Origin of the sequence: Arenibacter sp. 6A1 (assembly GCF_012272855.1) — a bacterium.
Taxonomy (GTDB): Bacteria; Bacteroidota; Bacteroidia; order Flavobacteriales; family Flavobacteriaceae; genus Arenibacter.
Genome location: NZ_JAAXCQ010000001.1, coordinates 37,599 through 61,572, shown reverse-complemented (window position 1 = coordinate 61,572; position 23,974 = coordinate 37,599). Strand labels below are relative to the sequence as shown.

16 protein-coding genes are annotated in these 23,974 nt (G+C 39.3%); 14 read left to right on the top strand and 2 right to left on the bottom strand.

Annotated features, from left to right (window positions below; genetic code table 11):
• Positions 1–256: 256 nt before the first annotated feature.
• The 5 genes from HCG49_RS00205 to HCG49_RS00185 all read left to right on the top strand — a co-directional run bounded on the left by HCG49_RS00205 (position 257) and on the right by HCG49_RS00185 (position 12,193).
• Positions 257–3,976: a two-component regulator propeller domain-containing protein gene (locus HCG49_RS00205; RefSeq protein WP_168467559.1), complete on the top strand. Its 3,720-nt coding sequence runs from the start codon at positions 257–259 to the stop codon at positions 3,974–3,976.
• Positions 3,977–4,151: 175 nt separating this feature from the next.
• Positions 4,152–7,217, top strand: a complete 3,066-nt coding sequence (locus HCG49_RS00200; protein WP_168467558.1) for a SusC/RagA family TonB-linked outer membrane protein — start codon at positions 4,152–4,154, stop codon at positions 7,215–7,217.
• Positions 7,218–7,238: 21 nt separating this feature from the next.
• Complete coding sequence (locus HCG49_RS00195; RefSeq protein ID WP_168467557.1) at positions 7,239–8,825, top strand: RagB/SusD family nutrient uptake outer membrane protein; 1,587 nt, start codon at positions 7,239–7,241, stop codon at positions 8,823–8,825.
• A 68-nt stretch (positions 8,826–8,893) separates the two neighbouring features.
• Positions 8,894–10,696, top strand: a complete 1,803-nt coding sequence (locus tag HCG49_RS00190; protein WP_205764316.1) for an alkaline phosphatase — start codon at positions 8,894–8,896, stop codon at positions 10,694–10,696.
• Positions 10,697–10,702: 6 nt separating this feature from the next.
• Positions 10,703–12,193: a calcineurin-like phosphoesterase C-terminal domain-containing protein gene (locus HCG49_RS00185; protein WP_168467556.1), complete on the top strand. Its 1,491-nt coding sequence runs from the start codon at positions 10,703–10,705 to the stop codon at positions 12,191–12,193.
• Between the two features lie 96 nt (positions 12,194–12,289).
• Here HCG49_RS00185 and HCG49_RS00180 read toward each other — a convergent pair whose 3' ends face one another.
• Together HCG49_RS00180 and HCG49_RS00175 are read right to left on the bottom strand one after the other, a co-directional pair.
• Complete coding sequence (locus tag HCG49_RS00180; protein WP_168467555.1) at positions 12,290–13,117, bottom strand: flagellar motor protein MotB; 828 nt, start codon at positions 13,115–13,117, stop codon at positions 12,290–12,292.
• A 156-nt stretch (positions 13,118–13,273) separates the two neighbouring features.
• Positions 13,274–14,371 (bottom strand): vWA domain-containing protein, encoded by a 1,098-nt coding sequence (locus HCG49_RS00175; RefSeq protein ID WP_168467554.1) that lies wholly within the window; start codon positions 14,369–14,371, stop codon positions 13,274–13,276.
• 305 nt (positions 14,372–14,676) lie between these two features.
• Here HCG49_RS00175 and HCG49_RS00170 point away from each other — a divergent pair, with 305 nt between their 5' ends.
• From HCG49_RS00170 to HCG49_RS00130, 9 genes are all read left to right on the top strand, one after another.
• Positions 14,677–15,138, top strand: a complete 462-nt coding sequence (locus tag HCG49_RS00170; RefSeq protein ID WP_317167440.1) for a (2Fe-2S)-binding protein — start codon at positions 14,677–14,679, stop codon at positions 15,136–15,138.
• A gap of 92 nt (positions 15,139–15,230) precedes the next feature.
• Complete coding sequence (locus tag HCG49_RS00165; protein WP_168467553.1) at positions 15,231–17,465, top strand: xanthine dehydrogenase family protein molybdopterin-binding subunit; 2,235 nt, start codon at positions 15,231–15,233, stop codon at positions 17,463–17,465.
• A gap of 1 nt (position 17,466) precedes the next feature.
• A complete protein-coding gene (locus HCG49_RS00160; protein WP_168467552.1) occupies positions 17,467–17,721 on the top strand; it encodes a MoaD/ThiS family protein in 255 nt (84 codons plus the stop codon).
• An 11-nt stretch (positions 17,722–17,732) separates the two neighbouring features.
• A complete protein-coding gene (gene moaA / locus HCG49_RS00155; RefSeq protein WP_168467551.1) occupies positions 17,733–18,716 on the top strand; it encodes a GTP 3',8-cyclase MoaA in 984 nt (327 codons plus the stop codon).
• Between the two features lie 117 nt (positions 18,717–18,833).
• A complete protein-coding gene (locus HCG49_RS00150; protein WP_168467550.1) occupies positions 18,834–19,430 on the top strand; it encodes an NTP transferase domain-containing protein in 597 nt (198 codons plus the stop codon).
• A gap of 132 nt (positions 19,431–19,562) precedes the next feature.
• Positions 19,563–20,633: a HesA/MoeB/ThiF family protein gene (locus HCG49_RS00145; protein WP_168467549.1), complete on the top strand. Its 1,071-nt coding sequence runs from the start codon at positions 19,563–19,565 to the stop codon at positions 20,631–20,633.
• A 66-nt stretch (positions 20,634–20,699) separates the two neighbouring features.
• Complete coding sequence (locus tag HCG49_RS00140) at positions 20,700–21,899, top strand: molybdopterin molybdotransferase MoeA (RefSeq protein WP_168467548.1); 1,200 nt, start codon at positions 20,700–20,702, stop codon at positions 21,897–21,899.
• A gap of 2 nt (positions 21,900–21,901) precedes the next feature.
• Positions 21,902–22,912: an XdhC family protein gene (locus HCG49_RS00135; protein WP_168467547.1), complete on the top strand. Its 1,011-nt coding sequence runs from the start codon at positions 21,902–21,904 to the stop codon at positions 22,910–22,912.
• A gap of 6 nt (positions 22,913–22,918) precedes the next feature.
• Complete coding sequence (locus HCG49_RS00130) at positions 22,919–23,530, top strand: NTP transferase domain-containing protein (RefSeq protein WP_168467546.1); 612 nt, start codon at positions 22,919–22,921, stop codon at positions 23,528–23,530.
• The last annotated feature ends 444 nt before the right edge of the window (positions 23,531–23,974 follow it).

The following is a 23,974-nucleotide window of genomic DNA, read 5'->3' as shown; positions in this document are numbered from 1 at the left end:
GGGATATAGCGAAGTGCCCGCCCGACGAAGGAGGGAACGCCCAAATTATTATACGACATACAACTGATGTTATGGGAGTGTTATTTCTACTTTAAAAATCGTATCCATGGTCGCTGTGAGGAGGAAAACCATGGGGAATTATGTTTATTTTGCCGCTATTTGAAAGCAATACCTAGGAAGATTTTAGACTTCTCAGACCATTTTTTTCCGATAATGCCTATATTATGGGGCGTTTTTAACCTAAATCTCTGCAATATTGAAACAATTATATCTTCTGTTTATCATTTTCCCCTCTCTTTTTTTTGGACAACAGATTAAGTTTAACACCCTGACCACCGAAGACGGTTTATCTAATAATTCGATTTTAGGGATTACAAGTGATAAGAATGGGGTGCTATGGATTGGGACTTGGGACGGTTTGAATTCTTATGACGGGCATTCGTTTAAGATTTATAAGCATATAAAAGACAGCGCTAATTCCTTGGCCGGAAACGTAGTGCGAGAATTGGTTAGGGATGCGAATATGGATATATGGGCCTTGACGGACAATAAGTCGGTGAGCAAATATATAGGGGGAAATAGTTTTCAAAATTATAGGTTTGAAAAGGAGGTTGGGGCCTTGCGTTTATCTAGAGAAGGAAACCCTTTAGTTTCGCTCGATGGCTCTAATGAACACTATGAGTTTGACGGGGATACGTTTGTAAGGGTTGAGCCCAAAAACTTAGACAATGAGAACGATGCTGCCTTACACCGAATTTTGCATAAGTATAATCCTGAACTGGTAATTAACCAGGTCATGAAAGACAGAAAGGGGAACGTTTGGTTTGCTACTAAATACAATGGCGTTTATGTCCTTCCCAACAAGAGTTCTAATGTACATAGTGAGCACATAGAGCATTATCGATATGATCCTTATTCCAAGTACAGCTTTAACAGTAATGAGGTAGAGAAATTATATGAGGACGATTTTGGCAACATATGGCTAGGGCACAAAGACGGAGGCTTGAGTATGGCTTATAGGGAGTCCGAAAAAATAAGCTTGGTAGCCCCACATCCGATACATTTTCCGAATCTCCCCAATGAGACCATTCGCGCTATTACCAAAGACCAGAAGGGCGACCTTTGGTTGGGGTATTACAATCAAGGGTTGTTTAAGTACGACCAAAAATTACAAACCTATGTGGCCTTCGAAATCCCCGAGGCAAGATTAAACAAAGAATGGAATCGGATCCGGAGTTTGTTTACTTCTTCAGACGGATCTGTTTGGGTTGGGACTTATGGCGGAGTGCTCCGGATTAGCAACAATACGATCCATACCTATACCGCCGAAAAGAACAATTTATTACCAAACAATAGGAATTATTCCTTCTTTGAAGATGACCACCATGCTATTTGGACGGCTTGCTGGGGCGGCCTGGCAAAGTTTTCACTGAAAAATAATCGTTTTGAGAGTTTTAAAGGACAGGACGCGCTACAGCAGTTACAAATAAGGAAGGTGAAAGTGCAGGAGCAAGAAGTATTGCTCGCTACTGAAAATTCTGGATTGGTGATCTTAGACCTTCTTACTGGTAATATAAAGGGTATTGCCAAGGCCGATGGTGCTCTTGGTAATAGTATATACGATGTTTATAAGGATCCGAGGACTAATTATTATTGGATTGCCAGTTTAGGAGGAATTACAGTTTATGACCTTAATACGGGAGTGGTCAAAAATATTACGGAAAAGGAAGGATTGCCAAGCCATATGGTGTATAGTCTTCTCCCCAACAAGGATGATATTTGGATAAGTACTACCAAAGGAATTGCTGCTGTAAACCGAAGTAGTTATGCTGTGTTGAGCATGAATCCGGAGGAGGGGTGGCAGGCTGCTGAATTTTCGGAAGGCGCCTATTATCAAGATGTCAAGGGAGGGCTGTATTTTGCAGGGGTGTACGGCATGAACTATTTTTCTCCCAACAATATTAATTTTTTTAAAGAGCTTCCCAAGCTTCAAGTAAGGGTAGATCAAAAGAGTTTCATGGGGACCCGTATTGAAAAAAGTTATGGAGAGAACAATCTTTCCGTGGCCATCACTCCAGTGTCATTTCATAAAGACCCCAATAATCAGGTGGTATACAAATTAGAGGGCTTTGACCATGCCTGGGAAGTGTTTGAATCCAATCCAATACGTTATAGCGATTTGCCATATGGAGATTACAGATTGTTAGTTAAAAACACCTTGGATGAATCTAGTGCCAATACTGTCATAATACCGATGTCTATAACGAAACCTTTTTATTTAAGTTTTTGGTTTTTAGGAACAATGTCGGGCTTTTTATTGGTAATTCTAGGAATTATAATCCTTCAAAGGAATAAAAAAGCGTTGCGATATAGGAGAGAGCTAGAGCGTAAAATCCAAGAAAGAACCCAAACAATAAACAGTCAAAAAGAAGAACTGATTACTGCAAATAAAATCCTTGATGAAAAGCATAAGGAAATTTCAGATCAAAAAAACCAGCTTTTAAATACGCATCTCCATTTGAAAAAACAGGAGTTTGAAATAGAGAGCTTCAAGACTTTTGTCCTGTCCGAATTTAAGGAGCCGATTGCCAAAATCCTGGACCTGTCTGGAAAACTAAAGGAAGAGGATGCAATAAAAAACGCCCTTTTGATGCAGTCGGGGAAATTGACCAATCTTTTAATGGAATGGGATTTTCTTAATCATGTGAAGGATATCGGAACATCTAAAAAGTCTGCTGTAAAATTAGGGCCTATATTAAATCAACTGTTAGATCAGCTAAATCACAATGCGATTACTTCTAACATCCATTTACATTGCACTGTTAAGCTACAAGATAATTGGATCGCCATAGATGTGTTACGATTTAAGTTACTGATGAAGTACTTGTTTTTTGAGGTGATAAAATATGGTGCCGAAGAAAGTAATTTAACAGTAGATGTTAGTATGGAGCATGATAGGTTTGTTATGAAGATTCTTTCTGATAGTGACATTTTAACCAAAAATGCCCATAGTATTCAGCAATACAGTCCTTATTTTAGAGCGGTCAACACCTTGATCCAAACTCTTGAAGGGGCCTTGGTTTTTAATGATAAAACGAATCAACAGGAAATACGGGTAAGTCTACCGGCACTAGTAGTGGCTAAAGATGCTGTTGTGCAGGAAGAAATACAATGGAGGCATTTAAAACTGGAAGAGAAAATGCTATCCGATAAGAATAATATTGTAGTGTTCTGTGAAGAAAGCGATTATTTGAGTTGCCGACAATTGCTACTGAAGGAAGGTCACAATTTGCTTTTTGAAAGTTCTGTAGGCGCTGTTTCCTCCTTAATTAAAAAGGTAAGTGTACACGGAATGGTTATTTATAACTCCCCAATTACCGAGGAACTCATGGCACTGTTGCAACAAGCCAAGGATAAAACACAGCTAATAAACTTACCAGTTTTATACATCTCAGAACAAATAGACTATTCTTTGCAAGAACAGACGATGGAGCTAGGGATAGATGCCTTTATACAACTGCCTGCGCGAGATTCCTTTATTCATAAAAGACTACAGGGCCTTATAGCAACAAGAAAGGAGTATCTTAAAGATCAGTCTAAATACCAATTGTTTGGTGTTGCAAAAGATGAAAGCCAGCACCTGAGTCCTAATGAGAAACTACTGAACAAGGCCTTGGAAATCATTAAGAACAATCTGGAAAGCAGCTCTTTTAACGTTCAGGAATTAAATGAACAGCTTCAAATTTCTAAAATTAAAAGCTATCGTATATTTAAGGAAGTTCTTAGTAAATCTCCATCAGAAGTTATAACCGAATTGCGAATGCAAAAGGCCGAGTATCTTCTTCAAAGCAAAACCTTAAACATAGCAGAAATAAGTTTTGCCTGTGGTTTTAACGATCCAAAGTATTTTAGTCGGATTTTTAAGAAACATTTTGGGTGTTCACCCAAGGTGTATAAGTTGAAAAAAACAGCATAATCAGTATTAGCGTTAGATTTACAAGAGGTTAGCTTAATGTTAATGAAACAATAGTGCTCCTAATCTGTTCGTTTTGTCCTCTTTATTGTTTAAATGATGCCCCTATAGGATACTATTATCAACCTGTTCGGAAGGGGCTTCCTGTAATTTTATAAGGAACTAAAACTTCTTATAAATGAAACAGTATTTATTCTTATTATTGACCATGGGGCTATTTTCTAGCGTCATGGCCCAAACCACCCTTTCTGGAACGGTGGTTTCAAAGACCGACGGGATGCCTATTCCCGGAGCAAGTATTATCCCCAATAATAGTACCCAAGATGGTGTAGCCACTGATTTCGACGGTAATTTTACGTTAACCGTAGATGCCACGGATGGCGTTCTTCTAGTTTCTTCTATGGGATATGCGGCTACAGAAGTCGCTTATTCGGGGAGTCAAAACTTTACCATAGCCCTGGAAGATCAATCTACAGGTTTAGATGAGGTGGTATTAATAGGGTACGGAACATCTGTAAAAAAGAATATAACCTCGGCCATTGCAACGGTGAGCAATGTAGAATCGATAGCCAGTAGACCAGTAGGTACGCTCAATGACTTCTTGCAGGGGAATGTGGCAGGGGTAACGGTATTGCAACAGGGGGGCGATCCTTCGGAAACAGGAAAAATTGTCATCCGTGGACTCGGTTCCATTTCCAATGAGAATCCATTGATGGTCGTTGATGGGGTGCCCTATTATGGTCCTTCGATCAATCCAAACGACATCGCTTCGGTTTCTATTTTAAAGGATGCTTCCGCGGCGGCCATATATGGAGCTCAGGCAGCCTCTGGGGTGATTGTGATCCAGACTAAAAAAGGTAAGCAAGGTAAGCCTAGAATTGGTGTGGACATGTATTCGGGAATGCAGAGCGCCACGGATTTACCCACTCCCTTAAACGCGATAGAACAAGCTAGTGTGTATAACATGGCTGCCGATAATGGCGGCACTCCTAGGCAATCTGCACATGATGCTGCTCAAAACCCATGGGGACAGACGACAAGAACCCAATGGATGGACGCTATTTTTCGTACAGCGCTTTTGTATAACGCCAATATTAATGTTAGTGGAGCCGGAGAACACAGTAATTATATGAGTTCCTTTGGTTACAACAAAAAGGAAGGGGTGTTGCAAGGAACCAGTTCCGAACGATACTCATTTAGGTTAAAATCGGAGATAGACCTATCTGATAGGTTGACTCTTGGCGAAAATGTATATTTCTCACATACAGAGAGTGTGGGCACCAATACTTCTAGTGGGTATTCTGGTACTATTTTGAATGCTATTTATATGCCCTCGGCGGCGCCTATTTATGATGATCAGGGTGCTTTTCATGGGGTAGCTCCATATAACCTGTCGCAATTTGCAGGAGCCTATGGGGATGTTTACAACCCTATGTCCCTTTTGTTAAGACCTACCACGACAAGTCCAACCCGATTTTTAAATGCAAATGTGTTTTTGGACTATAAAATATTAAATGGACTAAAGTTTAAAACTAGCTACGCCTATAGTACTTCACAAAACAACTATAAAAGCTTTGATCCTAGAAGACCTGAACTGGGAAGAACAAATTTGGTTAATTCCCTTACTCAAAGTTATGCGACCACTAACAGATGGGTTTGGGATAATCAGTTAACCTATAACAAAGCTTTTGGAGACCATAATTTGGATCTTACTGCGGTTTATTCTTCTCAGTTTACCGATTATGAGTTTTATTCCCAAAGAGGGGAAGGTTTTGGGAATGAGAACAAAAACAATCAATATATGTCCAACGCAGCGGATATAAAAAATCCCATTACCGATGTTTATGAGGACGCGCTAACCTCGGCAATTGGTAGGGCTATGTATAACTATGACAACAAGTACTTTGTTAGTGCCAGTATCCGTAGGGATGAAACCTCTAGATTGGCCGCTGCGAATCAGGCAGATTATTTCCCCTCTGCGTCCATGGGCTGGAGGATTTCCGATGAAAACTTCTTTAAGGTTCCAGCAGTGAATGATTTGAAGTTCCGTGCCTCTTGGGGACAAATAGGAAATATTAATTCTGTTGGCTATTATTCCTTTGATGTTCCGCTAAGTACACAAACGGTAATTATTGGAGAGAACGGCTTGGAAAACGATAAGGGAGTGTATGCCGGAAAACAATCCAATCCCAATTTAACCTGGGAAACTTCGGAATCCATCAACTTAGGTTTAGATGCTACCTTGTTTGATAACAGGTTAAACGTCACCTTTGATTATTTTGAAAAGGAGACCAAGGGAATGATTTTACCTGGCTTAGAAGACAAGCATCAGGGAACGGCTGCAGCCGATGTAAACGGCGGGGAAGTAAAAAACCACGGTCTCGAACTTTCTGCCATCTTTAACAATAGTGTTGGGGACTTAAACTACACCTTAAGTGCCAATGCTTCCATGATCAACAATGAATTGATCAATTTAGACGGATATAATAAAAGTGGAATTGATTTTATCACCCATAGCGGCGAAAATGTAAGAAGCACCTTAGAGCCCTTCAGGTCAGAAGTGGGAAGGGAATTGTATTCTAATTATTTGGTGCCTTATTTGGGGATTTTTCAATCCCAAGAAGAGATTGATGGGTATGTCCTTGGTGGGAATCCTATACAGCCCGATGCTCAGCCTGGCGATTTTAAATTTAAGGATAGCAACAACGATGGAAAGATAGATAATAATGACAAAGTGTTTATGGGCAGCTATCAGCCAGACCTTACGTTTAACGTTAACTTGAAATTGGACTATAAAGGATTTGATCTTGGATTGATTTTCCAAGGAGTCTCAGGGGTTAAAGCATTTAATGGATATAAGTACAGCGCCTATAATGCCGCCTTACAGGGGTATAATTTGGATAACAGGGTATTGGGGTCGTGGACACCTAGCAATACCAATACCAATCTGCCTAGGCTTTCTACCAAGGATAATAATAAAAACTTTGAAACAACCTCTAGCTGGTATTTGGAAGATGCTTCTTACCTAAGGTTAAAAAACATTACCCTTGGATATAGTGTGTCCGATTCAATAATGGATTCGATGATGAAGGGGGCTTCCTTAAGGGTTTACATCTCCGGGGAAAATCTGTTCACCTTTACCGATTATTCAGGTTTGGATCCCGAAGTAGGAGGTAATGGATTGGATGTGGGCAAATACCCATTGTCCAGGATGTTTACTGCAGGTCTTTCATTAAAGTTATAACAACCACTAAAAGAAAAATAGATGAAATTTAGAAATATAAAATTAATTGCGGTAGTGCTAAGCACTAGTGTATTGGGGATGTTTTCCTGTTCGGATGATTTTACCAACTTAGAGCCTTTGGGCAGTACCTCTTACGGGAATTTTTGGAAAACGGAACAGGATGCCACCGAGGCGGTAAACAGCATGTATTATTATATGAAGGATGAGGATATGTTTGCTAGGGGTTTCTTTTGGTATATCAATGCCTCGGATGACATGGTTACCGGTCGTATTAAGTCTGATGCAGACAATGCTAAGAATTTTAACCTTACAGGAGATGAAAGTTCCTTAAAATGGATGTATTCTCAAAGCTATAAAATAATTCGTAGGGCCAATGATGTTTTAGCGAATGTTCCAAATATGGAAATCAATGAAAATATAAAGAACAGGCTCTTAGGAGAAGCGTATTTTATGCGGGCCTTTCATTATTATTGGATAGCCAGTACCTATGGTGATAACAGTGAAAATGGTGGCGTTCCTATTGTCTTGGTCGAAAACATGAACGATGCTGCTGGAGGTTATAACAGACCTGCATCTGTTATAGATAATTACAGTCAAATAATTGACGATCTTACTTTGGCGGCCGATTTACTGCCTTTAGTTACAGAGATGAATCCAGAAGATTACGGAAGGGCTCATAAAGACGCAGCGCTGGCCTATATTGCCAAAACCTACTTATACTGGGCGCAATACGATAGCTCAAAATATGAGGAGGTGATCTCGTATTGTGATGCTGTTACCAATTCCGGTTCTGGCAGAGCTTTAATCAATACAGGGAACCCCTCACAAGATTATCGTTTGTTGCACAGTTTTGAAAACAACTGGACCAGTGAATATATTTGGTCTGTTGATTCTGGGATAGAAGGCGGTAGTAAACTTCCTGGGGTAATGTTAGAAAACAAAGGCTGGGGAACCTATAACGGTTGGGGATATTATCAGCCTACCGAAGAACTGTATCAAGCCTTTGAAGAAAATGATGTCAGACGTGAGGTTACCATTTTAAAATTTGGAGATGAGTTTCAATTTTTTGGGGAGACCAAAAAATACCAATCAGAAAACTCTTTATCTGGATTCCAGTTCAATAAATACATGTATGAGTACCAATTTGAAAACCCTATTGGTGTCTATGTGAATCCTAATGGAAACGACCCGACTACCCTTTATAACGTGCCCGTGCTTCGTTATGCAGAAGTGCTTTTAATGAAATCGGAAGCTTTGATTATGCAGGGTAAAAACGGCGATGCACCTTTAAATATGGTAAGAGAAAGGGCAGGGTTAGCGCCACTAGTGAACGCTTCTATAGATGCTTTAAAGCAAGAAAGAAGAGTTGAATTTGCTGGGGAGTTTGCTAATCGTCATTTTGATTTGGTAAGATGGGGCGATGCCAAAGAAGTGTATGCGAAACCTTTGCATGGACGCATTCACAGCGATCGTTCAAATCCAGATTCGCCTTATACTGTCCAGGAAATTTGGCCTGCTAGAAATTTTGATCCAACGATTATGCACGTGTGGCCTATCCCAAATGAAACTGTAAGTTCGTCAGGGATCCCTCAAAATAAAGGTTGGTAGTTTTATAAATTAATCATTAAAGAAGGATGTTGATCAAATCAACATCCTTCTTTTTAACCCCATTTCCAATGTATTATACGATTAAATTAATAGTTCTTTTTTTATTCATAAGTCTAAAGCCTATAGTAGCCCAAGAAAATAAGGCCTTTAAGATCCATTCCCACAACGATTACCTTCAAAGCGCCCCTTTCTGGAATGCTTATTCAAACGGGGCTAGTTCTATTGAGGTGGATATCTTTTATAAAAACAACATCTTGTACGCCACTCATAGCGAAGCCGATATCATAAAAGGGCAAACCATAGAGAATCTGTACTTGCAGCCCTTAGAAAAAGCGTATTCACTCAGGTTGGGGGCGAATCAAGAATTACAGTTAGTGATAGATATTAAGTCCGAGCCTTATAGTTCTTTAAAGAAAATTATTTCTGTTCTTAAAAAATATCCTAAAATCATCAAAAATCCGGCGATACAGATAGTGATATCAGGAAACAGGCCCAAAGTGGAAGATTATACAAAGTATCCGGATTATATAAAATTCGACTATCAATCTTTAGATCAGAAACCCACAGCTGAAATATGGGATAAGGTAGCTATGGTAAGCCTTAGTTTTAAAAGTTTATCACCATGGAACGGAAAAGGTCGCCTGACCAGGGAAGATTTAGAAAGTGTAAAAAACACCATAGAAAAGGCACACAGCTTTGGAAAGCCCTTTCGATTTTGGGGTGCACCGGATTCTAAAACTGCTTGGAAAGCATTTTTAGACCTGGGAGTAGATTACATCAACACGGATAAACCCGAGCTCGCGTCCATCTATTTTAATTCCTTAGAGGATAGGGTGTTTGTAAATACACTACATTCTAAGGTGTATACGCCAACCTATGAATCTGACCAAAAAGAAACCCCTGTTAAAAATATAATCTTAATGATTGGTGACGGCAATGGACTTAGCCATATTTCGGCTTCGGTTTTGGCGAATGGAGGCGAAACCTCCCTAACCCAGTTAAAGAGCATAGGTTTTCTTAAAACCAGTGCTTCGGACGATTTTACCACGGATTCTGCCGCAGCCGGCACAGCGCTTGCTACAGGCCAAAAAACCTATAATAGGGCTATTGGGATGGGAGACGATCGCAAACCCATAATGAATATGACCGAATTTTTGGATCGGCAACAGTTCTTGTCTGGGTGTATTACCACCGATGAAATTGTCGGGGCTACGCCAGCAGCGTTTTATGCACATCAGTTAGATAGAGATCATACCCAAGGTATTGCTAAAGACTTGCTAAAAAGTAAGCTGTCGCTTTTTATAGGTGGAGGTGGTGCTTATTTTGATCAAAATTTAGAGACTAATGGTTTTTCTATTGTCAATTCATTGGAAGAAATAGGAGGAAGTGAAAAAGATAAAATAGGGATGTTTTTTTCTGAAAGAGGTGTGCCGAGTTATTTAAACGGAAGAGGAAATAAGTTAGCAGAGGCCACAAGAAACGGGCTTCGGTTTTTAAGCAGCAAGGAAAAACCATTTTTTTTAATGGTGGAGTCGGCTCAAATAGATTCTTATGCGCATGCTAATAAGGTAGCGGGTATTGTTACGGAAGGGATAGATTTTGATACAGCGGTTTCGGAAGCCATTGCTTTTGCCGATCGTAGTGGAAATACCTTGGTAATCGTTACTGCCGATCATGAAACGGGAGGATTTACAATTCCGCAAGGGAATATAGAAAACGGTATGATTGAGGGCGATTTTACCACTTATGACCATACAGGAGCCATGGTGCCTGTCTTTGCTTATGGACCATACTCTCATGAGTTTCAAGGTGTGTATGAAAATAGCGAGGTCTATCATAAGATTTTAAAGGTGTTAAATTTAAATCAGTAAAAAAATATGCGACAGTATGTGATAATTTTAGTTTTCCTGGTCTTTCAGGGGCTTATTGGGCAAAACACTCTAAAAGGTGTAGTTTTCGAAGATGAAAATGCCAACGGTGTTCTTGATGGCCATGAAACTAGGCTTTCTGATGTCTTGGTAAGTAACGGGAAGGATATTGTAGCTACCGATAATAAAGGTAATTATAGCATTAAGACTATAGATGACAATCCGATATTTATCGTAAAACCTTCTGGGTATATTTCTAATTTAGATGGGGATAATAAATTAAAATTTTACAGGGAACAAGGAGATAACAGCAAGTCTTTTAATTTCCCGTTGTATAAAAACAAAGAGCAAAAGGACTTCACAATAGCTTTGTTGGGCGACCTACAGGTAGATGTTATGGACGATGTTCACCATGTCGGAAAATTGGTAACTGAAGAATTGGCTCGGAATAAACCCGATTTTATTGTGCCGCTGGGAGATCTTACATTTGATAATCATGATATTTTTAACCCCTTGTCAAAAACCTTAGGGCTTATTGGGGCTCCAATATTCTATGTTATAGGAAACCACGATATCAATTTTGGGGAGGCTAGCCTGGAAAACCGGGATAGAAGTTATGAAGAAATCTTTGGACCGTCCTATTATGCATTCGAATATGGGGAGCAGTTATTTGTGGTCCTGAATAATAACTTCCCGTTAAAGGAAACAACATACGAGGGTAGAATTGATAAAAATCAACTAGAATTCATTAAGAACCTTGTTGGCTTAAAAAGCAAGGAATACTCTGCTGTAAAGTTATTTATGCACATCCCCTTGGAAGAAACAGTTAATAAGGAAGAGTTGTTAAGTGTTCTTAAACCTTTTTCGGAGGTATTTTTTGCAACGGGGCATACGCATACCCAATATCATAATTATCACCCTAGAGAAGGGCGTCCTGAAGTACATGAGTTAATCGCAGGTGCCGTTTGCGGGGCGTGGTGGCAAGGATCTCATGACATAAGAGGGGTTCCTTTTGCATTAATGTACGATGGCACTCCCAAAGGCTATTGGTTGATGGACGTAGCGGCAGAAAGCTACACCTTAAATTATAAGGTTTCCGGATCGGGTAAGGACCATCAAATGAATATTTGGGTGCCAGAGAAAAACGAATGGGATACCGAACTTAATTTTTTAAACGAACCTTTTATTTATGCGAATGTATTTGCTGCGGATACGCGTACAGAAGTTTTTGTAAACTTTGGAAACGATCAGTGGCTGCCCATGGAAAAACATGAAGGTATTGCTCCAGAACTCATTCGATTTAATGCCTTACAAGAATTGGGACGCTATGAAGGACAAAAAATTTCTTATACTCCCAAAGCAACTCATAACAGCAAACACCTGTGGAGAGTAAAAATACCTAAAGACCTTTCTTCTGGGACTTACCTAATTCAGGTGAAGGCAGAAAATGAGAAATTGAACTTAAGTGCTTTTGGCAATAGAGTACTATGGATAGAGTAGGAGACTGTAATTAACGAAAACAAAAAAACGATGGCATCCTAAGATACCATCGTTTTTTTGTTTTGAAATAATTTTGTTGTGTCAAAGTCCTGAAGACTAGAGGCTATCTGAATCTAAAAGCGCAAAGAATTTATCCAAATTAGGGATGATTACAATTCTGGTACGTCTGTTAATAGCTCTATTGGCTTTAGTATCATTTTCTACCAAGGGTAAATAGCTACTTCTTCCAGAGGCAATTAAATTAGCAGGATTGACTTTGTATTTGTTTTGTAGAATTCTAACAACAGAAGTTGCTCTTTTTACACTTAAATCCCAGTTGTCTTGAAACATGGCAGTGTTAATGGTTCTAGAATCGGTATGTCCTTCTACCATTACTTCCATACTAGGCTCTGAATTGATTACCTCTGCAATTTTTCCTAAAATCTTATCAGCTTTAGAGCTCACTCTGTAACTCCCTGAGTTAAATAATAATTTATCAGAAATATTGATCATTACAACTGTTTTGTTGATATCTACAATAACGTCGTCGTCCTCATCGGAAATCGATTTTTTAAGATTGTAAGAAATAGCAAGGTTAATGGAGTCTTCTATCGTTTTAGCTTTCGCTAATTCGCTTGGATCTACCTTACTCAAGGTACGTCTCATTTTTTCCTTGGTGTTATTGCTCATTACAGCAATATCGCCAATAGCGGTAAACTGGCTATCGTTAATTTCTTTTAAGGAATTTATTTTTTCGTTGTACTCGGTAACTCTTGCTTCTATTTTGGCCATTTTGGACTCTAGGTCTTCTTTTTCGACCTGGGTTTTCATCAACACACTTTTAGTGTTCGATAAATCGCTTTCCAAGGCTACATACTTCTTTTTAGATACACAGGAAGTAAGTACTGCCATTCCCAATAAACCAACTAACGTTACTTTTTTCATTCGTTTTAATTAAAATTTTACAAATAGTTTTCTGTTAGTTTATACGTAGGTATTTGTGAAATAGTTGTTGAGGTATGGAAAAATACTGACAAAAAAAATAGGGCATCAAGTCTGTTTGATGCCCTATTTTCTGATAATCAGTCTGTTTGATGCTTTTTATTTACAGCCTCCTGTAAAGCCTTTTGCATTAAATTTTGTTTGCACTGCACCTTGTTTACCATCTTTTTTCACCTGAATGGCCAAGTTGCTTTCACCGCTGCCATCTCGTTTAGGGCTACAATATTCAAATAAATAGAAGCTATTGGCAAGTTCAGAAACTCTTCTAGAGATTTCTTTAAAGTTGTTTTCAAGCTCCGCTTTATTGCTTGCGAATACACTATAAGTTTTTCCTATTTTAGATAAAATATCGGGGTCTATTTCCGCTCCTAAACCAATACTGAAAAAAGAGATGTTCTTGTTGGCATCTTTTACTTTTTGCAAAGCCACTTTTTCCGTATAACGTGAAGCCTGATCGGTACCGTCGGTAAATACAACCACGGAAGCTGCTCCAATACGGTCATCGGTAGTGCTTTTGTTTAATAGGGTAGTCGCAATATCGGTAGCCTTAATCACTGCACCGTATAGATCAGTTGAAGGGTCGTTACTGATATCTTTGTCGATACCTTGGATAGCGGTGATTAAATTTTGTTTCACATGGGTCAAGTCGTTAAGTGAGTGTAATTTGTCCTCCCCATCGAACCAATAAATAGCCATTTTAAATGATTCGGTATCCGAAGCTGGCATTACATTATTTATAAAGCTAATAGAGGCCGATTTTAATTCATCTAAACTACTGCTCAGTACACTATTACTTAAATCGAGTACAAGAATAGTATTGTTGTTAAAAATTTGAGAGTTTGGCGAAATACGCGCAAAGGATTCGGAAGTAGATATGGTTTTAAAACAATCATCGTTTCTTCCCTGTTCATATATTGTAAATTGGTTTGCCTGAAGTCCAGAAACCGGATTACCATTAATGTCAGACACCTTAAAGAATATAGACACTTTTCCTGGCAAGGTGGTAAATTGATCTTGAATGGACAACACTAGGTCGTTATCGCCAAGATTTAAACAATTGTCTACTGGTTTTCCCATTCCTAGTTCCCCATCGGTTCCGGTATTGACACCATAGCGTACATCGTCATCGGCATTACCACAAGAGAATATCATTGTGACGGCAAAACAAATGGCTGCAATTTTAGAGTATATTTTCATATTAATTTAATTTTTAGTGTTCATCTAGCACAACGTGCAAATCTATTTAAAATTATGGTAAGGGTTTATATGGCGTGTTAATATTTGTTAAGGAAATAAGGGGGTAGTCGTTATGGGTGTTTTTAGTCATGTTCTTGTTTTTGGTTGATTTTGGTAAGAAATCAATATTCATGCCGTTTTTGAATTTTTATTAGTTTCCGGTTTTCTAGTTTTTTGGTGGAAAAAGGTGCTAAAAACAATAAAATTATCTTGATTTTTGGTACCTTGTAGTTTATTTCATAAAAAACAACTTAAAACTGTCGGCTATGCCTTTGTATTCTATCACTGTAAACGGGAAATTAAAAAATGTTGAGGTGTCCAGTGACACTCCTTTGTTATGGGTGTTACGCGATCATCTAGAATTGGTCGGCACTAAGTTTGGTTGTGGCATTGCCCAATGCGGGGCCTGTACGGTTCATTTAGAAGGCAATGCTGTAAGAAGTTGTTCCTTGACAATGGATGCTGTTGATGGCAAGTCTATAACTACCATAGAGGGGCTTTCGGAAAATGGCACCCATCCTGTTCAAGAAGCATGGAAGGAGCTTGATGTTCCACAGTGCGGTTATTGTCAGGCAGGGCAAATTATGACGGCTTCGGCATTTCTCGATAAGAACCCCAAGCCCAGTGAATCAGAAATAAAAGCAGCCATGCACGGCAACATTTGTCGATGTGCGGCCTATACTCGAATTTTTAAAGCTGTAGAGCTTGCTGCTACCAAAATCAGCTAGAACTATAGCGTGAGTTCGGAAGACTATCTTCCATTGTTAAGAAATACAATTCGGAAATCTATAGAAACCTTTAATAGAAAAAACAAAAAATCATGTCCACTCCATCGATCACATTTAGCAGAAGGTCCTTTATCCGGACTTCATCACTGGCCAGTGGTGGACTGCTTATAGGCTTTAATCTATTCACGGCTTGTAAGCCTAAGGTTACTCCTCCTGTAGATATCTCACAGCTGAACTTTAATGATTTTAATGCCTTTATTAAGATCGCCGATAATGGGGCGGTAACCATATTTGCTCCTAATCCCGAGATAGGGCAAGGTGTAAAGACATCAATGCCTATGTTGATTGCCGAAGAATTGGATGTTGCATGGGACAATGTGTATGTACAGCAAGGAGATTTGGATACCAATAACTATACCCGTCAGTTAGCAGGAGGGAGCCAGTCTATTCGTTTTGGATGGGAACCCTTACGGCAAACAGGGGCTACGGCCCGACAAATGCTAGTGAATGCGGCGGCCATAAAATGGGGAGTAGATCCATCGGAATGTACCACTTCTGAAGGGGTAATTACCAATGCCTCTGGAGATACTTTAGGGTATGGCGATGTAGTGAAAGAAGCCGCTCTTTTGGAGGTTCCTGAAAATGTAACTTTAAAAGCGTCCAAGGACTTTAAAATAATCGGGAGCGATGCTAAAAATGTCGACCTAGAGAAAATAATAACAGGCAAGCCATTGTTTGGTTTAGACTATAAGGTAGATGGTATGGTATATGCCGCTGTGCTCAGGCCTCCAGCTTTTGGAAAAGTATTGGAGTCCTATGACGCTACAGAAGCCAAAGCAATGCCGGGAGTTATCGATGTTATAAAAATCGGGGAAAAGGCAAAAGAACTGACCAAGGAAGAAAATAGCAACTGGACCGTAGCGATGAGTACCAGCGACAAGGTCGTTGTTATTGCAAAAACTACCTGGGAAGCTTTAAAGGCGAAAGAAGCGATAAAGGCTAATTGGGTAACAGAGACCCCATTGGAAAGCACTCAAGATCAAGATCAAAAACTTTTAGCCTTATTAGACGGCAACAAATTTAACACCTTAAGAAAAGACGGGGATATTAAAAAAGCCTTTGCGCAAGCCGAGATGGTGCTGGAGCGCACCTACGAATCACCGTTCCTGCCACATAATTGTATGGAACCGATGAATTTTTTCGCAAATATTACGGATGAAAAAATTCATTTGGTAGGGCCAGTACAAACTCCGGAATTTGCGGCAAATGCTGTAGCAGGAATGCTAGGCAGAGATGTAAATGAAGTGCATTTAGAAATGACCCGTATGGGTGGCGGTTTTGGAAGAAGACTATATGGGGATTTTGTTTATGAGGTGGCGGAAATTGCCAATGTTATTAGAAAACCTGTTAAGGTAATATTTTCTCGAGAAGATGATATGACGGCGGGCACGTATAGGCCTGCTATAAAATATAGAATAAAAGCTGCAGTTAAAGACGGGCAGGTGACGGCTTATCATTTAAAGGAAGCAGCTGCTAATGGGAACATGTATGGGTTAATCCCTAATTTCTTTCCTGCCGGAGCCGTAGAGAACTATCAAGTAGATGTAGCCAATTATAATAGTAGTATTACTACGGGAGCTTGGAGGGCTCCATACACCAATTTCCTAGCCTTTGCCGAACAGAGTTTTTTCGATGAATTGGCAGAAACTATGAAAGTAGATCGTATACAGTTGCGGTTAGATTTATTGCAAAAAGTAAAAGGCACTACCGATAAACGTATTGAATACTCTCCAGAGCGAATGGAAAACATCATCAAGGTGGCTGTAGAAAAATCGGGATGGGGTAAAAAAGAATCTGGAATATATCAGGGTTTTGCCGCTTATTACTGCCATAATACCCATGTGGCTGAGGTAGCCGATGTAATTATAGAAAACGGGATGCCGGTTGTTAAAAAAGTTACCTGTGTGGTCGACTGTGGTATCGTGGTAAACCCCTTGGGGGCAAAAAATCAGATAGAAGGTGGTATCATCGATGGAATAGGTCATGCTATGTACGGCGATCTGGTTTTTGAAGACGGGGCGCCCCAATCTCAGAATTATAACAACTATCGCTTAATAAGAATGATGGAAGTTCCAGAGATTGAGACCCACCTAATCCAAAACGAACTGTCTCCTACCGGTCTTGGTGAGCCAACCTTACCACCAGCAGGGGCAGCAGTGGCAAACGCATTAAAAGCTGCTACGGGAAATAGGTTTACCCAACAACCGTTTTCAAAATTCCCGGAAATGATGCAGACAAAGTCTGCTCCAAAAACAATCATAGGTTAATATGACAATTTTATTATTTGGTATCACCAAGGATATTATAGGTAGTGATACCCTAGCCATCTCGGATGCCACATTAAATGGCACAGGAAAAATACAGACTGTTAGAGAACTTAAGACACATTTGATAAAAATGTATCCTGACTTAAAATCACTATCTACATTAGCAGTTGCTGTGAATAATTCTTACGCAAAAGATGACAAAATAATCAATAATTTTGATGAAATTGCGCTGATTCCACCGGTAAGTGGCGGATAAAAGAAAGATACATGTTAGTAGATAATCATAATAGAAAAATTAATTACTTGCGTCTAGCGGTAACAGATCGCTGTAACCTTCGATGTAATTATTGCATGCCTTCGGAAGGGATACAGTTTGCCGAAAGCAAGAAGCTTTTTTCTATAGAAGAGTTGTGTAAGCTTAGTGAGATCATGGTAGGGCAAGGAATCGATAAAATCCGAATTACGGGAGGCGAGCCTTTTGTAAGGAAGGATATTATGGTGCTCTTGCATAAGCTATCTGCCTTAGAAGGATTAGAAGATATTTCTATTACTACCAATGCTACATTGATTGGCCCTTATATCGAGGAATTAAAATCCTTGGGAATAAGAAATATAAACGTGAGCTTAGACGCCATACACAAAGAGACTTTTGAAAAGATTACACGCAGAGATCAATATGACATTGTGTATAATAATCTTATTCGGTTGATTACGGAAGGTTTTAATGTTCGAATTAATTTTATCGCCCTAGAAAATCAAAATATCCAGGATATTATTCCTATTCTAGAGTTGATGAAGCATTATCCGGTCTCCGTACGCTTCTTAGAAGAAATGCCTTTTAACGGGGGGAGCAAGAAGTTTGAAAGCATAACATGGAACTATAAAAAGATACTAAATCATATAATATCAGAATTTCCAGAGGTTACCTTATTGCCATCTCCAAAGACTTCGACTTCAGTAAACTATCAAATAAAAGGACATAAGGGTACTTTTGGATTAATACCTTCCTTTAGTCGTACTTTTTGTGGTAGTTGTAATCGATTACGGATTTCTGCCACTGGTGATGTCATCACTTGTTTGTACGGAAAGCCAAGAGCGAATCTTTTAGATGTAATGCGAAGCGAAAATGCAGAACAAAACATAACTGCACATATTCTTCAAGCAATAGGGACACGCTCTAAAACGGGCTTTGAAGAGCAGGAAAGATATAAAGGAGTATTCGAAAACTCCATGACTTCTATAGGAGGGTAAACAAAGAAGAAAAGTTTGCGCTAGAATTTTTCTTGTAGATAAATAAATAAAATAATAGCATCTTTTGACAGAACTCACCTTCCGTTAAAAAGAGAGCAGTATTGAAATTAATAGACAATGAATTCCAATAAAGTATACGGTCTTGTACTCTCTGGAGGAAAGAGCACTAGAATGGGAGCCGATAAAGGTACCATTAGTTATCATGGACAACCACAAAGAGAATATCTTTATGGGTTATTAGAACAAGTGTGCGACACTACTTTTATGAGTATCCGTAAAGAACAAGAAACTGGACTATCCACGGAGTATAATACTATAATAGATCAGGATTTGTACAGAGGCCCTTATAACGGCTTGCTAAGCGCCTATAATCACGATCCAAAAGCTTCTTGGTTGGTTTTGGCCTGTGATCTTCCGCTTATAAATTTAAAAGCTTTAGAGCAGTTACTCCAAGAGCGAAATCCAAATAAAGTTGCGACCGCCTTTGCGCTGAAAGAACATAACTTGCCAGAGCCTCTTTGCGCTATATGGGAGGCAGAAGGCTTACAGAAGTCTATTGACTATCTCGCAGAAGGTAATGGCTCTTGTCCCCGAAAATTCTTGATCAATGCCGATATAAAAATAGTGCATCCAGAGAATGATGAGGTGCTGTTAAATGCCAATTTTCAGGAGGATTACGAACAGGTCATGACAAAACTGAAGCTTTTAAAATAAATAGATAAGGAATAGATATAATTTTTCACAACTGGTTTTAAGTGTAAAGATATGCTTATATCGATAGGGTTTAGTGTCTTGAAAAACAGTTTGTTGAGGTTTATATAAACACAAAAAAGCAAGTGCAGAAAAATGCAAAACAATAGATACGAACGTCAAACAAGGCTAAAGGAATTTGGTCCTGAAGCGCAAGAAAAACTTTCCAAAGCCAGCGTCTTGGTAGTTGGGGCAGGCGGCTTGGGGATTCCGATTTTACTCTATCTCAATGCTATGGGAGTGGGGACATTAGGAATTATAGAGAGTGATACTGTAGAAATCACCAATTTGCAACGGCAGGTACTCTATACTGAAAAAGATCTTGGAAGACCTAAACTAGAAGTGGTTTCGGAACGATTACAGGCCCAAAACAGTCAAACATCCTTTAAACTATTCGATACCTTTTTAACCAGGGATAATGCCTTGGAGATAATTTCCGAGTTTGATGTTGTTATAGATGGTTCCGATAATTTCCCCACACGGTATTTAATCAATGATGCCTGCGTTTTATTAAAAAAGCCTTTTGTATCCGGAGCTATCCAAGGCTTCGAGGGACAGCTTAGCGTGTTTAATTATAATAATGGACCAACATATCGTTGTTTGTTTCCGAGTATTCCATCACCAGAGGAAATTCCGAACTGTAATGAAAATGGAGTATTGGGAGTGGTGCCGGGTATTATAGGGAACCTACAGGCCTTAGAGGCTGTTAAGGTAATTACGGGGATTGGGGCGCCACTCTCCGGAACTTTACTGTTATTCGATGGCTTGCAGAACAGATATCAAAAGATAAACTTCAGCCTTCAGCCCGAAAATCTGAATATTAAAACCCTTCAAAGTTCCTATGGCGGGCAATACTGTGATCTTGGGACTACGAAAAGCGTGGAAGAATTACAGCTACTGCTAGAAAAAGGAAAGGGTATTCAATTAATAGATGTGAGAACAGAGGCCGAATTTGAAGAATTTAGCCTTCCTACGGCATTCAATATTCCATTGAATGAATTAGAAACTAGGATGGCTGAAATCGATTTTAAAAAACCAATATATCTTATCTGTCAATCAGGTATTCGCAGTGAAAAGGCCTTGCTGCGATTGCAAGAAGAAAACAAGGAAGCTATACTGTATAACGTATTAGGCGGGGTCAATAAATTCTTGTCGAGTTGCCTGTAATAGCTCCATGATTTTCAATTGAAATAAGCTCACAATAAATATAATTAACCATATTAATCTTTACTCATGATTCCTTTTCCAGACGCCTACCAAAAAGTAATGGCTCATATTCAAAACTATGGAGAGGAGATAGTAGCCCTGCAAGATGCTATAGGAAGAGTATTGGCAGAAGATATATTTGCCGATAGAAATTTTCCTCCTTTCAATAGGGCTACAAAAGATGGGATAGCTATAAACTTCGAAGCTTATAGGGAAGGACAAACCGCTTTTAAGATAGAAGGAGTTTTGGCAGCCGGTATGCCGCCAACACCATTAAGCAACGCTGCTAATTGTATAGAGATAATGACCGGTGCTATGGTTCCTATCAATATCGATACCGTTGTTATGTACGAGCATCTGGAGATCGAAAACGATATAGCCACGATTGTTAAACCTCCCCAAGAAGGACAGGACATTCATATTGAAGGCAGTGATCAAAAAAAGGGAGACCTCATACTGTCAAAATCAATTAAAATAACAGCTGCAGAAATCGGGATTTTAGCTACGGTAGGTCGTAGTGAGGTTTTGGTAAAAAGACTTCCTAAAATCACCATTATCTCTACAGGAAACGAATTGGTTGATGTAACAGAAACCCCATTGCCGCATCAAATACGAAAATCGAATATTTACACCTTGGATGCCGCCTTGTCAGAAGTAAGAATACAACCCCAGCATATGCATTTATTGGATGAAAGGGGTGTTATTAAAAAGAAACTTGAACAGGCGCTGCTCCACAACGACGTCTTATTGCTCAGCGGCGGAGTATCTATGGGGAAATACGATTATATTCCCGAGGTCTTAGAAGAATTAGGGGTGCAAAAAATATTTCATAAAGTGCTTCAACGCCCAGGAAAACCCTTTTGGTTTGGACAGCAAAAAGAAACGCAAACCGTTATTTTTTCCTTTCCAGGAAACCCAGCTTCCACCTTTGCCAATTACCATGTGTATTTTAAAGATTGGCTAAAAATGTCTTTAGGAATTCCGGTTTCAAAATTCAATGTAATTTTAAAGGATCCCATAGGAACTAAGGGTGATTTAACCCTTCTCATAAGGGTAAGGCTATCCTTGGACAATGGTACCATGCTAGCTTCCTTGGTAAAAGAGAACGGCTCTGGAGATTTGACTAGTTTATCCCTAACAGATGGTTTTGTAATTCTTTCCCCGAAAGAATCGGGCTATAATAAAGGCGATTTGGTACCTTTTGTGCCTACAAGAAATATCATATAACTATGACCCACGAATTTAAAAAGATTGTTCGCGATTATCTTGATGCCAAAGCAAAAGGATTAAAGACGGTGCTGGCAACCGTTGTGGCCCTGGAAGGGTCTTCTTATCGTCGACCTGGGGTGCGTATGCTTATTTTGGAAGACGGCAGTGTTAGTGGTGCCGTAAGTGGCGGATGTGTAGAGAAAGAAATAATAAGACAAGCAGAAAGTGTTTTTAAAGACAACACCTCCAAAATAATAACCTATGATGGGCGATTTCGTTTAGGTTGTGAGGGGATTTTATATATTTTATTAGAACCATTTCGTCCTAAAGATGAGGTTGTACATAGCATTGGAAAAGCACTGAAGGCCCGTCAGGAATTTACAATCCAATCGTATTTTGAAAAAAAGGAAGGAACACAGCAAGATTATGGTTCTGTGATACGTCTTGGTAGTATGGTCCTAAGCTTTTTTGAAGACAGAAAAACAGGTCCTGAGTTAGCCGTTTTTGAACAACAAATGCCCCCTTGTTTTAAGCTTATTATTATCGGGGCAGAACACGATGCTGTACAATTATGCTCTTTTGCTGCTATGGCAGGGTGGGAAGTGGTCATCATAGCCGATCCTAAAGAAGAGAAGAACATATTGGATTTTAAAGGAGCCGATGAATTCCTCAGTGTGACACCTGAAAATTTCCCGTTAGAGGAGGTAGACCAACAGACGGCTGTAATGCTCATGAACCATAGTTACGCCAAGGACTTAAATTTTTTAATGATTTTACAGCATATTCAGTGTGCTTATTTTGGGCTTTTAGGGCCTCTTAAAAGAAGGGAAAAGCTTTTTGAGGCACTCATGGAGCACTCTCCAGAGCTTTCCTATGATTTTATAGACCATATTCATGGTCCCGCCGGGCTGAATATAGGGGCAGAAACCCCACAGGAGATCGCTATAGCCATCATGGCCGAAATACTTTCGGTAATACGCAATAAGGAGCCCATGCGCCTGAAGAATAAAAAAACAGGAATTCACGATTAAAATAAAATGGATCAAAAGAACTCCAAAATAGCAGTACTGATTATGGCTGCGGGGGAATCTTCGCGGATGCCAACCATAAAGCAGTTGTTGCCTTGGGGAAAGACTACTTTGCTAGGCAATGCCGTGGATAATGCCAAAAAATCTAAGGCACAGGAGGTTTTTGTCGTTTTGGGAGCTTTCGCAGACGAAATTCAGTCTAAGACAAACACAAATGGAGCGACTTTTTTAATCAATAAGGAATGGAAATTGGGGTTGGGAAATTCTATTGCTTTTGCCGTGAAACATATAATGAATACAGCAATTCCCTTTGAAGGAGTTTTATTGATGCTGGCAGACCAGCCTTTGATTGATAGGGCTTATTTGGATGAATTAATTGAAACCTTTAAAAATAGAACAAAGAATATTGTAGCTACAAGATACGCTAAGCGCGAAGGGGTTCCTGCGGTGTTTGGGGTTGAATATTTTCAGGGTTTAGCTGGGCTAAAAGGCGATTTCGGTGCTAAAGATATTATAGATAATCATCAGGACACTGTCATCAGTGTTTCGCCACATGGTAAGGAAATTGATGTAGACACCCAAGAGAACTACAACGCGCTAAAAGATGCTTTTAGTAAGTAAAGAACGAAGCAGTTTTTCTAATTACACGCCCGTAGAAGGGTGATAATTGGAGATGCGCGAGACTCTTAAATCTCTATTAAAAATGCAACAAAATTGGCGGTACCCCACTGTTATAATTTTATTGTCAAAACCAAACCCCTACTCATTTAATTTCGTAAGTAAGGGCAAAATAGGTTTCGGTGTCGAAAAAAGAAAGAGAAGACTATAGGTTCTGGTTGTTTAAATTTTCTACTCTTATTATAAGCGTATGTTATCTTATGGGTGCTTTATAGAGTTCTTTAGAAGGTCAGTAGACACGTAGCGTAATCATAGTTCCGAACAAATTTATGTTTCAAGGATTACAAGTGCTATTGGCTAAATTCTTTACATTTTAATTTAACAACATTCTAAAGCTTAGTATCTTAGGTGTATATGGTTGTTGTCTTAACATTGAATACAGTATAA

Coding starts and splice junctions, on each gene's coding strand:
- HCG49_RS00200 (WP_168467558.1), top strand. CDS start 4,152: ATGAAACAGTATTTATTCTTATTATTGACCATGGGGCTATTTTCTAGC.
- HCG49_RS00195 (WP_168467557.1), top strand. CDS start 7,239: ATGAAATTTAGAAATATAAAATTAATTGCGGTAGTGCTAAGCACTAGT.
- HCG49_RS00190 (WP_205764316.1), top strand. CDS start 8,894: ATGTATTATACGATTAAATTAATAGTTCTTTTTTTATTCATAAGTCTA.
- HCG49_RS00185 (WP_168467556.1), top strand. CDS start 10,703: ATGCGACAGTATGTGATAATTTTAGTTTTCCTGGTCTTTCAGGGGCTT.
- HCG49_RS00180 (WP_168467555.1), bottom strand. CDS start 13,117: ATGAAAAAAGTAACGTTAGTTGGTTTATTGGGAATGGCAGTACTTACT.
- HCG49_RS00175 (WP_168467554.1), bottom strand. CDS start 14,371: ATGAAAATATACTCTAAAATTGCAGCCATTTGTTTTGCCGTCACAATG.
- HCG49_RS00170 (WP_317167440.1), top strand. CDS start 14,677: ATGCCTTTGTATTCTATCACTGTAAACGGGAAATTAAAAAATGTTGAG.
- HCG49_RS00165 (WP_168467553.1), top strand. CDS start 15,231: ATGTCCACTCCATCGATCACATTTAGCAGAAGGTCCTTTATCCGGACT.
- HCG49_RS00160 (WP_168467552.1), top strand. CDS start 17,467: ATGACAATTTTATTATTTGGTATCACCAAGGATATTATAGGTAGTGAT.
- moaA (WP_168467551.1), top strand. CDS start 17,733: ATGTTAGTAGATAATCATAATAGAAAAATTAATTACTTGCGTCTAGCG.
- HCG49_RS00150 (WP_168467550.1), top strand. CDS start 18,834: ATGAATTCCAATAAAGTATACGGTCTTGTACTCTCTGGAGGAAAGAGC.
- HCG49_RS00145 (WP_168467549.1), top strand. CDS start 19,563: ATGCAAAACAATAGATACGAACGTCAAACAAGGCTAAAGGAATTTGGT.
- HCG49_RS00140 (WP_168467548.1), top strand. CDS start 20,700: ATGATTCCTTTTCCAGACGCCTACCAAAAAGTAATGGCTCATATTCAA.
- HCG49_RS00135 (WP_168467547.1), top strand. CDS start 21,902: ATGACCCACGAATTTAAAAAGATTGTTCGCGATTATCTTGATGCCAAA.
- HCG49_RS00130 (WP_168467546.1), top strand. CDS start 22,919: ATGGATCAAAAGAACTCCAAAATAGCAGTACTGATTATGGCTGCGGGG.